The 11,277-nt window shown below is 67.8% G+C and carries 11 protein-coding genes; 1 reads left to right on the top strand and 10 read right to left on the bottom strand.

Going from position 1 to position 11,277, the window contains the following annotated elements; translation table 11 throughout:
* Entirely contained in the window at positions 1-1,056 is a 1,056-nt protein-coding gene (locus tag CBM2588_RS07835) for a bifunctional UDP-4-keto-pentose/UDP-xylose synthase (RefSeq protein ID WP_115680042.1), read from the top strand.
* Between the two features lie 66 nt (positions 1,057-1,122).
* Here CBM2588_RS07835 and CBM2588_RS07830 read toward each other — a convergent pair whose 3' ends face one another.
* From CBM2588_RS07830 to CBM2588_RS07785, 10 genes are all read right to left on the bottom strand, one after another.
* On the bottom strand, positions 1,123-1,545 hold the full coding sequence (locus CBM2588_RS07830; protein ID WP_115680041.1) for an Hsp20/alpha crystallin family protein: 423 nt from the start codon (positions 1,543-1,545) through the stop codon (positions 1,123-1,125).
* Positions 1,546-1,560: 15 nt separating this feature from the next.
* Positions 1,561-2,001 carry an Hsp20/alpha crystallin family protein gene (locus CBM2588_RS07825; protein ID WP_115680040.1) on the bottom strand — a complete coding sequence of 147 codons (441 nt, stop codon included), beginning with the start codon at positions 1,999-2,001 and terminating at the stop codon, positions 1,561-1,563.
* Between the two features lie 172 nt (positions 2,002-2,173).
* The gene (locus CBM2588_RS07820) at positions 2,174-3,262 is read right to left on the bottom strand and encodes an alpha/beta fold hydrolase (RefSeq protein WP_115680039.1); all 1,089 of its coding nucleotides are present in this window, start codon (positions 3,260-3,262) and stop codon (positions 2,174-2,176) included.
* Positions 3,263-3,385: 123 nt separating this feature from the next.
* On the bottom strand, positions 3,386-3,802 hold the full coding sequence (locus CBM2588_RS07815; protein ID WP_115680038.1) for a hypothetical protein: 417 nt from the start codon (positions 3,800-3,802) through the stop codon (positions 3,386-3,388).
* 445 nt (positions 3,803-4,247) lie between these two features.
* Entirely contained in the window at positions 4,248-6,146 is a 1,899-nt protein-coding gene (locus CBM2588_RS07810; protein WP_115680037.1) for a potassium transporter Kup, read from the bottom strand.
* Between the two features lie 330 nt (positions 6,147-6,476).
* Positions 6,477-7,217, bottom strand: a complete 741-nt coding sequence (locus CBM2588_RS07805; RefSeq protein ID WP_115680036.1) for an ABC transporter ATP-binding protein — start codon at positions 7,215-7,217, stop codon at positions 6,477-6,479.
* Positions 7,214-7,984 carry an ABC transporter ATP-binding protein gene (locus CBM2588_RS07800; RefSeq protein WP_115680035.1) on the bottom strand — a complete coding sequence of 257 codons (771 nt, stop codon included), beginning with the start codon at positions 7,982-7,984 and terminating at the stop codon, positions 7,214-7,216. Before CBM2588_RS07800 ends, CBM2588_RS07805 begins: the two co-directional genes overlap by 4 nt.
* Positions 7,981-9,060 (bottom strand): branched-chain amino acid ABC transporter permease, encoded by a 1,080-nt coding sequence (locus CBM2588_RS07795; protein ID WP_012352612.1) that lies wholly within the window; start codon positions 9,058-9,060, stop codon positions 7,981-7,983. The genes CBM2588_RS07800 and CBM2588_RS07795 overlap by 4 nt, the downstream gene beginning before the upstream one ends.
* Before the next feature lies 1 nt (position 9,061).
* Positions 9,062-9,928: a branched-chain amino acid ABC transporter permease gene (locus CBM2588_RS07790; protein WP_115680034.1), complete on the bottom strand. Its 867-nt coding sequence runs from the start codon at positions 9,926-9,928 to the stop codon at positions 9,062-9,064.
* 101 nt (positions 9,929-10,029) lie between these two features.
* Entirely contained in the window at positions 10,030-11,235 is a 1,206-nt protein-coding gene (locus tag CBM2588_RS07785; protein ID WP_115680033.1) for an ABC transporter substrate-binding protein, read from the bottom strand.
* Positions 11,236-11,277: the final 42 nt, after the last annotated feature.

Genomic DNA, 11,277 nt, shown 5'->3' with positions numbered 1-11,277 from the left:
ATGCAAGTCAAGAAAGTACTGATTCTCGGCGTCAACGGCTTCATCGGCCACCACCTGACGCGCCGCATCCTGGAAACAACGCCGTGGGAGGTCTACGGCATGGACATGAACACGGACCGCCTGGGCGACCTCGTCGACCACCCGCGCATGCACTTCTTCGAGGGCGACATCACCATCAACAAGGAGTGGATCGAGTACAACATCCGCAAGTGCGACGTGGTGCTGCCGCTGGTCGCCATCGCCACCCCGGCCACCTACGTGCGCCAGCCGCTGCGCGTGTTCGAGCTGGACTTCGAGGCCAACCTGCCGATCGTGCGCGCCGCGGTCAAGTACCGCAAGCACCTGGTGTTCCCGTCGACCTCCGAAGTCTACGGCATGTGCGGCGACGAGGAATTCGACCCCGACGCCTCGCCGCTGGTCTACGGCCCGATCAACAAGCCGCGCTGGATCTACGCCTGCTCCAAGCAGCTGATGGACCGCGTGATCCATGCCTACGGCATGGAGCAAGGGCTCAATTACACGCTGTTCCGCCCCTTCAACTGGATCGGCGCGGGGCTGGACTCGATCTTCGAATCGAAGGAAGGCTCGTCGCGCGTGGTGACGCAGTTCCTGGGCCATATCGTGCGCGGCGAACCGATCAGGCTGGTCGACGGCGGCGCGCAGCAACGCGCCTTCGCCGACATCGCCGACGGCATCAGCGCGCTGATGCGCATCATCGAGAATCCCGGCGGCGTGGCCAGCGGCAAGATCTACAACATCGGCAACCCGGGCAATATCCACTCGGTGCGCGAGCTGGCCGAGATGATGCTGAAGATGGCCGCCGACTACCCGGAATACGCGCAGCAGGCGCGCCTCACCCAAATCGTCGAGACCTCGTCGGGCGAGTTCTACGGCAAGGGCTACCAGGACGTGCAGCACCGCGTGCCGAAGATCGACAACACCATCGAGGAGCTGGGCTGGCGCCCCGAGATCGGCATGGAAGCGTCGCTGCGGCGCATCTTCGAGGCGTACCGCAGCCACGTGAGCGATGCCCGCGTGCTGGTCAACCACGGCTGAGCGCTCGCGGCCCATGCAAAGCAGAACGGCGGTGCCCAGGCACCGCCGTTCTGCATCCGGGCATGCTTAGCCCACCGAGACCTCGATCCGGCGCGGCCGCGCTTCATCGCGGCGCGGGATGGTCAGCTTCAGCACGCCATCCTGCAGGTTGGCCTCGATTCCGGACGCGTCAAGGTCCGGGCTGAGCGTGAAGGTGCGCGCATAGCGCGGCTGCCGTACCTCGGCATGCTGCACGCGCAGGCCCGTCGGCATTGGCAGCACCGCCTCGCCCTCGATGCGCAGGCTGCTGTCGTGCACGTTGACCTCCAGCTTCTCGCGCGGCACCCCCGGCAGGTCCGCCCACAGCGTAACGCCCGCGGCGGTTTCGAAGATGTCGACGGCGGGGATCAGCGTCATGGCCGGGGCCTCGTCGCGGCGCTGCGCCACGGCACCGCCCTGCCCGGCCGCATTGGCCTGGTCGCGCTGGACGACTTGATTCGAATCGGTCATGGCTACCTCCTCACATTAGCTGACGGTGATGGCACGCGGGCGCGAGGCCTCGCGCTTGCCGACGCTGATCGACAGGCAGCCGTTGGCGTAGCGTGCCTGCACCTTGTCGGGGTCTGCCGCCTGCGGCAGCTCGATCACACGGCGGAAGCTGCCCGCAAAGCGCTCCTGCGCGTAGGGCCGCGCCTCGGCCTCGCCCTCGGGCTGCGTCGCGGCGCGCTCGCCGCTGATGGTCAGCAGGCCCTTGTCCACCGACACCTCGAACTGCTCCGCCTTCAGGCCCGGGGCAAACACCACGATCTCGATGGAGTCGTCGGTGGTGCCGATATTGAGCGGCGGGAACGCACCGAAACGCCCGGAGCGCAGGCTGGACGGAAAGCCGCCGAACAGGCTCGCCATCTGCCGTTGCATCCGGTCGAATTCACTGAACAGATCAGTCCCGAAAATGAAGTCACTCATGGTTGGATCCTCCTTCTGTGCAGCGGGGAGGCGCACGGACGCCTTGTTTCCCGGCCGCCGGCGCGCCGGCTGGCGGGGAAGCCACAGCGCGTTGCTGCAGCGGCTGGGCAATCCTTAATTAGTGTCCGGGCCGGAGGATTTCAAGAGGGGTTGGTGCAGGCTGGCCGGCGCCTCAGGCGCCGGCGCGGTCGAAGCCGGCCTTGCGCGCCAGCACGATGGCCTGGCCGCGGTTTTCCACTTCCAGCTTGGCGAAGATGCTGGTGATATGGTTGCGCACGGTCTTTTCGCACAGGTCGAGGTGGGCAGCGATCTGCGCGTTGTCGCGCCCCTGCGCGATCAGTTCGACGATATCGCGCTCGCGGCGCGTGAGCGCGGTGAACGCGGCGAACGCGGGAGAGCGCGCCGGCTGCGCCGCGGGCAGGAACCCGCGCACCTCGTCGAGCCAGCGGCGCCACGCCGGCTCGTCTTCCAGCAGCAGGTGGTTGCCGCTTTCCAGCGGCACGAAGCGCGCGCCGGGAATCTCGCTGGCCATCAGGCGGCCCTCATCGAACGGCACGCGCGCGTCGCGCACCGCGTGCAGCACCAGCGTCGGGCACGACACGCGCGGCAGCAGCGCCACCACGTCGATCTCGTTGAACACGCGCATGAAGCGCGCGGCGTTCAGCGGCGAGGTCGACACGCGCTCCAGTTCATTGAACCAGGCATGCTGCTCGGCGGTGCCGCCGGGAATGAACTGGGTGGTGAAGAACTGGCGGAAGGCGGGGTTCTCCTGGCCCCAGCCGAGTTCGGCCAGCTTGTTCATCAACTCGGCTTCCTCGAGCAGGCGCTGGCTCAGGTGGTCGCGCTTGAGGCGCCCGCGCGCGTAGCCGCCGTGCAGCACCAGGTGGCTGACGCGCTGCGGATGCGCCACCGCGTAGGCCACGGCGATCGATGCGCCCTGCGAGATACCCAGCAGCGGGAAATGGTCCACGCCGGTGGCGTCGACGATGGTTTCGAGATCGCGCAGCCAGGCATCGAAGGACAGGTCCTCGATGTCACGGTCGGACAGCCCGCAGCCGCGCTCGTCATAGCGGATCAGCGTATGCGTGTCGGACAGCGCCGTGATCATGTGGCTCCACACCGGGCTGCCGACGTCGAACTCCAGGTGGCTCATCCAGTTGGCCGCCTTGACCAGCGGCGCGCCGCTGCCGGTAACGGCATAGGCCAGCCGCACGCCATCGCGGCTGGTGCACAGGCGGATCTGCTGCTTGAACATCGGCATGTCGGGGCCGCGCGGGCAAGAGCTGCCTGCCGGCGGCCGCGGGCCGCGGCCGCCATGCGGGCGCGCCGCGTGACTCCCCTAGCTTAGGCAAAGGACGGGCGGCGCAAAAGCGCCGCCGCGGGTTCAGGACAGGCATTCCCCGCTGCCGCGCGCATCGCTGCGCGCGCCGTCGGTATACGGGTCGCGAGAAGGGTCGCGAGAGGGGTCGCGAGAAGCTGCGCGCGCGCCCTCGGTGAAGACGTCGAAACGCCCCATGCGCGCGCCGTCGGTATAGGGATCCGCTTTGCGCATTCCGTCCTGGCTCGCGTCGAAGCCGCGCACCCGGCACACGGAAAGGTTGCCGCGCGCCACCACGGGCAGCAGCACGGTCCCAGCGTCCGGACTGCGCGCGCCCTCGGTAAATGCATCGCGCTGGGCGGCGGCGTGGCGCGGCATGGCAGCGGCCAGCGCTTCGCCATAGGCACCGGCGCGGGCGGGCTGGCTCAGGCCGGCGGCGAGTGCGGCAGCGGCAACGAGGGTGTGGGCAAGATTCCTGTGCATTGCAATCTCCAACTGCGGTAGCCGGCGGCAGCGTCAGCCGCGGCGGCTCCGTCATTCAGGCGATCGGCGGCGAAACGGCGCGGCTGCACGGGATCGCCCGTGCCGTGCAAGCCATGGCCTGGCGCCGGCCGGCTGCGATCCCATCAGGGCAGCGGCATGGCGCCGGACTCCGGGTTTCCGGGGGGTTCTGGGGCAGTCTGGAGGCCGCCGCGCCGATGAGGGAACTGCCGCAAGGCGCGGGGCTGAGACAAGCTGAGGGACGCATTGTCGGACGCGGGCCGGTTGGCCGCATGAGGCTACGGTCCCGGTTCGGGCTGCCGCATGGCCGTTTTCCGGGACCTGTGCCCCGCAGCGGGCATTGCCCACAAATGAAAAGCCCCCGGGGCGCCTGGCGGCGCAGACCCGGGGGCTGGCGGCGCGGGCGGCGGGCGCGGCCCGCGCGCGCTCAGATCTCGACCTTGGTGCCCAGTTCGACGACCCGGTTGGCCGGGATCTGGAAGAAGTCCGACGGCTTGGCGCCGTTCTGGTGCATCCACGCGAACAGGCTTTCGCGCCACATCGGCATGCCCGGCAACTTGGACGGGATCACCGATTCGCGGGCAATGAAGAACGAGGTCTCCATCAGCTCGAAATGCATGTCCAGCTTGCGATCGGCCAGGTCCAGCACCTTCTGCACGTCCGGCGTTTCCTTGAAGCCGTATTCGGACTTGAGGATAAATACGCCACCGCCCAGGTCCTTGCAGCTCAGGCGCTGGTCGTCGTCGACGTACGGCACGTCGCGCGTGATGAAGTTCAGGAACACCACGCGCTCATGCAGCACGCGGTTGTGCTTCAGGTTGTGCAGCAGCGAGACCGGCACCGAGTCGGTGTTGCCGGTCAGGAACACCGCGGTGCCCTCGACCCGGTGCGGCGGGTGCGCCAGCAGGCCGGCGATGAACGGCTCGAGCGGAATGCCGTCTTCCAGGCTGCGCGCGCGCAGCAGCTTGCGCCCGCTGTACCAGGTCATCAGCAGGAAGAACGCACTGCTGCCCAGCAGCAGCGGGAACCAGCCGCCCTCGGCGACCTTGAGCAGGTTGGCCGCGAAGAACGACAGGTCGACCACCAGGAAGGCCGCGCCCAGCACCGCGACCAGCGCCGGGTTCCATTTCCAGACGTTGCGCATGCACACCGTCGCCAGGATGGTGGTAATGACCATGGTGGTGGTCACCGCGATGCCATAGGCCGCCGCCAGGTTCTCGGACTTCTTGAACGAGATCACCACGCCGAACACCAGCGCCAGCAGCATCCAGTTGACCACCGGCAGGTAGATCTGGCCGATCTCCGCCGCCGAGGTATAGCGCACCCGCATGCGCGGCAGGAAGCCCAGCTGGATAGCCTGGCTGGTCAGCGAGTACGCGCCCGAGATGACCGCCTGCGAGGCGATCACGGTGGCGCAGGTGGCGAGCAGCACCATCGGGATCCGCAGCAGCTCCGGCACCATCAGAAAGAACGGGTTCTCGGCGCCGGCCGGATTGTTCAGCAGCATCGCGCCTTGGCCGAAGTAGTTCAGCATCAGGCACGGCATCACCAGGATAAACCAGCCCAGGCGGATCGGGCGCGCGCCGAAGTGGCCCATGTCGACATACAAGGCCTCGGCCCCGGTCAGCACCAGGAACACCGAGCCGAGCACGATGAACGCCTGCAGCGAGTGCTCCACCAGGAAGGTAATGCCGTAGTAGGGATTCACCGCCTTCAGGATTTCCGGCGCCTGCACCAGGTTGTAGACGCCCAATGCGCCCAGCGCAAGGAACCACGCCAACATCACCGGCCCGAACAGCTTGCCCACCGCGGCGGTGCCATGGCGCTGGATCAGAAACAGCGCCGCCAGGATCACCAGCGTGATCGGTATCACGAATTGCGACAGTTGCGGCGCGGCAATCTCCAGCCCCTCCACCGCCGACAGCACCGAGATCGCCGGCGTGATCACCGCGTCGCCGTAGAACATGCAGGCGCCGAAGATGCCCAGCATCATCAGCACCCTGGCCTTGCCGGAGCGTGGCGCCACGGTGCGCAGCACCAGCGCCATCAGCGCCAGCACGCCGCCTTCGCCGTCGTTGTCGGCCCGCATCACGAACACCACGTACTTGATCGAGACCACGATGATCATGGCCCAGAACAGCATGGAGATGACGCCCAGCACCGCGTCGGGGCTGAAGGCGATGCCGTGCTCCTTGCTGAAGCATTCCTTGAGGGCGTAGAGCGGGCTGGTGCCGATGTCGCCGAAGACGACGCCTACCGCGCCGAGCACCAGCGCGCGCGTGCTGGGGCTCTCGACAAAATAATGGCTGGTTGTGGACTGGGTCATGAAGTTGGGTCTGCCCGACCGGAGCGCCGGCAGGTTTGTTGGCTCTGCAGCGGGCCGGTCAGATCCGGCGCAACAGCTTGCTGCGCCCGGTGCCGGTGCTGGGTGCGGTTCTTATTGCATTGCACAAACGCGCGCAATTCTAGTGGAACTGTCGACTATCGACCACTGCGGCAAACAGGGATGCCGCTTTCGTGACTTCGGAAGGATGGGAGGGAAGTGGCGGATGGTCAAGCCCTGCGAGAGCAAAACAGCGATACCTTGCGCCCGCAAGAGCCGTTGCGGCAGGGCAACAATAGTGCCTTATACGCCGCTCTCTCTTTCTCTCTCGAGTCAGACGCCGAGGTAGCGGTCCAGCGCTTCGGGCTTGCCGGCCAGGTCGGAGGCGGGGCCGGATAGCACGACCCGGCCCTTTTCCAGCACCACGGCACGGTCGGCGTGGGCCAGCACCGAGCGGAAATTGCGGTCGACCACCACCGAGGCGATACCGGTGGCCCGCACCGTGGCGATGACGGCCCAGATTTCGCGCACGATGCGCGGCGCCAGCCCTTCGGTGGCCTCGTCGAGCACCAGGCAGTCAGGATTGGTCATCAGCGCGCGGCCGATCGACAGCATCTGCTGCTCGCCCCCGGACAGCTGCTGGCCGCCATGGGACAGGCGTTCCTTCAGGCGCGGGAACAGGTCGAGCACGCGCGCCTCGTCCCAGTCGTTGCGGCCATTGCAGCCCTGGCGCGCCGCCATCAGCAGATTCTCGCGCACCGACAGGCTCGGGAAGATGCCGCGACCCTCCGGCACGTAGGCCACGCCCAGCCGCGCCACCTCGAACGGCTGCGCGCGCGAGAGATCGCGGCCGGCCACCAGGATCCGGCCCTGGCGCTGGCGCACATGCCCCAGCAGCGTGCGCAACAGCGTGCTCTTGCCCATGCCGTTGCGCCCCAGCAGCCCGACCGTCTCGCCCGCGCCGACGGTGAAGTCGATGTCGCGCAGCACGTGGCTGGAGCCATACCAGGCGTTGATGCCGGTGGCCTCGATCATCGGCGCCGGCTGTGCCGCAGCAGTTTTGGGCAGGTTCATGCGGCCTCGTCCTCTTCCTCGCCCAGGTAGGCCACCTGGACTTCGTGGTTGGTGCGGATCGCCTGCGGGCTGCCGGTGGCGATCACGGCGCCGTTGACCATCACGGTGATGCGGTCCGCGACCGAGAACACCGCGTCCATGTCATGCTCCACCAGCAGGATGGCGTGGCCTTCGCGCAGGCCGCGCAGCAGCGCCAGCATCCGCGCCGACTCTTCCGCGCCCATGCCCGCCAGCGGCTCGTCCAGCAGCAGCGCGACCGGCTGCGTGGCCAGGCACATCGCCACTTCCAGCTGGCGCTTCTGCCCGTGCGCAAGGTCGCTGGCGCGCCGCTCCGCCAGGTGCTCCAGCCCGGCCCGCTCCATCGCCTCGTCGGCCAGCGTCGCGGCGGTGCGGCAGCCCTGGGCGCTCTCCCACAGCCGCCAGGCGCGCTGCGCGCGCGACTGCGCCGCCAGCCGGCAGTTCTCGCGCACCGTCAGCGGCAGGAAGATGTTGTTGCGCTGGTAGCTGCGCCCCACGCCATGGCGCGCCAGGCGCGGCTGCGACCAGCCGGTCACGTCCTCGCCCTTCAGGCGCAGCCGGCCCGAGGAAGGCGGCAATTCGCCGGACAGCATATTGATCAGGGTCGACTTGCCGGCGCCGTTGGTGCCGATCACGGCGTGGATCTCATGCAGCGCCAGCGTCAGGTCGACCCCCGCCACGGCGGTCAGGCCGCCGAAGCGGCGCGTCAGCTGCTGCGCCTCCAGGATAGGGGTGGCGGGCGCGTTCATGCGGCCTCCGTATGGCTGCGCGGCTCGGCGGCGGCTTCGTCGGTGCCAGAGCCGGCATCGCCATTGCGGCGGCGCCGGCGTCCGTGCCGCAGCACCGACGGCAGGCTCACCAGCCCGCGCGGCAGCAGCGCCACCGCGACAATGATGAAGCCGCCCATCAGCAGCTGCCAGTGCTTGGTCAGGGTACTGAACCACTCGGCCAGCAGCACGAACGAGAACGCGCCCAGCACCGCGCCGGCGAGGCTGCCGACGCCGCCCAGGATCACCATCAGCATGGCGTTGCCGGACTGATGCCACGACGCGATTTCCGGATTGACGAAGCCGAACTGGATCGCATAGAGAAACCCGGCCAGGCCCGCCAGCAGCCCGCCCGCGACAAAGGCACCAAGCTGGTAGCGATAGGTGGCATAGCCGGCCGCGCGCATGCGCTGCTCGTTGTGGCGGATGCCGACCAGCGCGTGGCCGAAGCGCGAGCGCAGCACCAGCATCAGCACCGCCACGGTCGCCACCAGGCCCAGCCACACCAGCCAGTAGAAGTGCATCGGGTCGTTCACCGTCAGCAGGTGCTCGCCGGGCACGGGGAATTCCGGACGGAAGTAGATATAGGTGCCGTCGCTGCCGCCCGCGACCTTGGTGTCGTGGAACACGAAGTACACCATCTGCGCGAACGCCAGCGTCACCATGATGAAATACACGCCGCGCGTGCGCAGCACCAGCGCGCCCACCACCAGCGCCAGCGCGGCCGATGCCGCCAGCGCGCCGGCCAGCAGCACCCAGCCGTTGCCAGGGCCGCTCTGCGGCGCCAGCATGGCGGTGGCGTAGGCGGCCATGGCGAAATAGGCGGCATGGCCCAGGCTGACCAGCCCGGTGTAGCCGATCAGCAGCTGCAGCGAGAGCGCGAAGATCGCCATGATCATCACCTTGCTGAGCAGCTCGATATAGAACTTGTGGCTGTCCGCGGTCAGCAGCAGCGGCAGCCCGGCCAGCACCGCGAAAGCCACCACCCAGCCCAGCGCGGTGGCCAGCGTGGCGTTGCGCGCAGCGTGCCGGCGCGCCGGCAATGTCGTCGGATTCATGTCACCCCGCCTTGAACAGCCCCTGCGGCTTCCACAGCAGGATCACCGCCATCAGCAGGTAGATCAGCACGCCGGCTGCCTCCTGCCAGAACACCTTGCCGAAGGTATCGACAAAGCCCAGCAACAGCGACGCCACCAGCGCGCCCTTGACCGAGCCGATGCCGCCGATCACCACCACCACGAAGCAGACGATCAGCACCTGCCCGCCCATGCCCGGATAGACCGACGACACCGGCGCGGCGATCATGCCGGCCAGCACCGCCAGCGCCACGCCGAGCGCGAACACAAAGCGGTACAGCACGGTGATATTGATGCCAAGCGACTGCACCATCTCGCGGTTGGTGGCGCCGGCGCGGATCATCATGCCCAGGCGCGTGCGGCGGATCACGTAGTACATCGCCAGCGCCACCACCAGGCAGATGGCGGAGATGAACAGGCGGTACACGGGATACGTCATGTCATTGCCGATCGGCAGCGCGCCGTCGAGCAGCGCCGGCACCTGCACCCCGTGCACGTCATCGCCGACCAGGATGCTGCGCAGCTCCTCGAACACCAGGATCAGGCCATAGGTCATCAGCACCTGCTGCAGGTGGTCGCGCTCGTACAGGTAGCTGAAGAAGGCCCACTCCAGCACATAGCCGAACGCCACCGCCAGCACGATGCCCAGCGGGATGGCGATGAACAGATTGCCGGTCAGCCCGGCCAGCGTGAAGGCCAGGTAGGCGCCCAGCATGTAGAAGCTGCCGTGGGCCAGGTTGATCACGCCCATGATGCCGAAGATCAGCGTCAGGCCGCTGGCGACCAGGAATAGCAGCAGGCCGTACTGGACGCTGTTCAGGCACTGGATGAGGAAGGAGACGATGTCCATGCGGGCAATACATCAAGGAACCGATAGCGCCACGCATGCTGGTGGCAAGCTCCCTCTCCCGCGCCTGGGAGAGGGGCGCAAACACGCGGGTGTTGAAGCGCTTACAGCCGGCAGCCGCGCGCCGGATCGGCCAGCGCCTTCACCGCCACCGCACTGACCTTGTTCTCGCGCCCGTCAACCTTGCGCAGGTAGAAGTCCTGCACCGGGTTGTGCGCCTTGGACAGCGTGAAGGTGCCGCGCGGGCTGTCGATCCGGGCACCGCCCATGGCCTTGTACAGGTCGGCCTTGCGCGTCATGTCGCCCTTCACGGCGGTCGCGCCGGCCGCCAGCAGCTGCGCGGCATCGTAGCCCTGCACCGCGTACACGTCGGGCTGCAGCTTGTAGGTCTTGGCGTAGTCCAGGCGGAAATTCTTGTCGCGCGCGTTGCTCAGGCCGTCGGCGTAATGCAGCGTGGTCTCCAGGCCCTGCGCGGCGTTGCCCTGCGCCTCGAGCGTGCCGTCGGTCAGGAAGCCCGAGCCATAAAGCGGAATCTTGTCCTTCAGCCCGGCCGCGGCCCAGTCCTTGACGAACTTGACCGCGCCGCCGCCGGCAAAGAACACGAACACGGCATCGGGCTTGAGCGATGCCACTTCGGTGATCAGCGCCTGGAACTCGACATTGGGGAACGGCAGGCTCAGCTCCTTCACCACCTTGCCGCCCTTGGCCTCGAACGCCTCCTTGAAGCCCTTGACCGACTGCTCGCCGGCAGCGTATTTCCAGGTCAGCGTCACCACCTTCTTCAGGCCGCGCTCGCCCAGCACCTGGCCCATGGCATAGCCCGGCTGCCAGTTCGAGAACGAGGTGCGGAAGATGTTGGGCCCGCACAGCGGTCCGGTGGCCTCGTCGACGCCGGCGTTGGGAATGATCAGCAGCGTGTTGTTTTCCTTGGCCACCTTGACGATGCCCATCTGCACGCCGGAATGCACCGTGCCGACCACCACGTCGACCTGGTCGCGCTTGACCAGCTTGGTGGCATTCTCCGGCGCCTTGGCCGGATCGGACTCGTCGTCGACCTTGAAGTACTCGATCTCGCGCCCGCCCAGCTTGCCGCCCTGCTGCTGCACGTACATGCGGAAGCCGTTTTCGATGGCGTTGCCCAGCGCGGCGTAGGTGCCGGTGTACGGCAGCATGAAGCCGACCTTGATCTTGCCGCCGGCGGGGGCGCCGGTCGCGGGGGCCGCGGTCTGCGCGGACGCGCCGGCCATGGCAAAGACGGTGGCGACGGCAAGGCAGGCAGGCGCAAGCCTGCGCGGTGGGAAGCGACGCATGGTGTCTCCTGGTGGTCAAGCCGGTTGGCTCGCTGGACCGTT

This window comes from Cupriavidus taiwanensis, assembly GCF_900250075.1.
GTDB lineage: Bacteria > Pseudomonadota > Gammaproteobacteria > Burkholderiales > Burkholderiaceae > Cupriavidus > Cupriavidus taiwanensis_C.
The sequence above is the reverse complement of the archived record's forward strand: the minus strand, read 5'-3'. Positions and strand labels throughout refer to the sequence as shown.

What these genes read in the sequence shown, in the direction of transcription:
- CBM2588_RS07790 (WP_115680034.1), bottom strand. Translation starts at nt 9,928, where the DNA reads ATGGACATCGTCTCCTTCCTCATCCAGTGCCTGAACAGCGTCCAGTAC.
- CBM2588_RS07835 (WP_115680042.1), top strand. Translation starts at nt 1, where the DNA reads ATGCAAGTCAAGAAAGTACTGATTCTCGGCGTCAACGGCTTCATCGGC.
- CBM2588_RS07820 (WP_115680039.1), bottom strand. Translation starts at nt 3,262, where the DNA reads ATGCCGATGTTCAAGCAGCAGATCCGCCTGTGCACCAGCCGCGATGGC.
- CBM2588_RS07815 (WP_115680038.1), bottom strand. Translation starts at nt 3,802, where the DNA reads ATGCACAGGAATCTTGCCCACACCCTCGTTGCCGCTGCCGCACTCGCC.
- CBM2588_RS07810 (WP_115680037.1), bottom strand. Translation starts at nt 6,146, where the DNA reads ATGACCCAGTCCACAACCAGCCATTATTTTGTCGAGAGCCCCAGCACG.
- CBM2588_RS07800 (WP_115680035.1), bottom strand. Translation starts at nt 7,984, where the DNA reads ATGAACGCGCCCGCCACCCCTATCCTGGAGGCGCAGCAGCTGACGCGC.
- CBM2588_RS07785 (WP_115680033.1), bottom strand. Translation starts at nt 11,235, where the DNA reads ATGCGTCGCTTCCCACCGCGCAGGCTTGCGCCTGCCTGCCTTGCCGTC.
- CBM2588_RS07830 (WP_115680041.1), bottom strand. Translation starts at nt 1,545, where the DNA reads ATGACCGATTCGAATCAAGTCGTCCAGCGCGACCAGGCCAATGCGGCC.
- CBM2588_RS07795 (WP_012352612.1), bottom strand. Translation starts at nt 9,060, where the DNA reads ATGAATCCGACGACATTGCCGGCGCGCCGGCACGCTGCGCGCAACGCC.
- CBM2588_RS07805 (WP_115680036.1), bottom strand. Translation starts at nt 7,217, where the DNA reads ATGAACCTGCCCAAAACTGCTGCGGCACAGCCGGCGCCGATGATCGAG.
- CBM2588_RS07825 (WP_115680040.1), bottom strand. Translation starts at nt 2,001, where the DNA reads ATGAGTGACTTCATTTTCGGGACTGATCTGTTCAGTGAATTCGACCGG.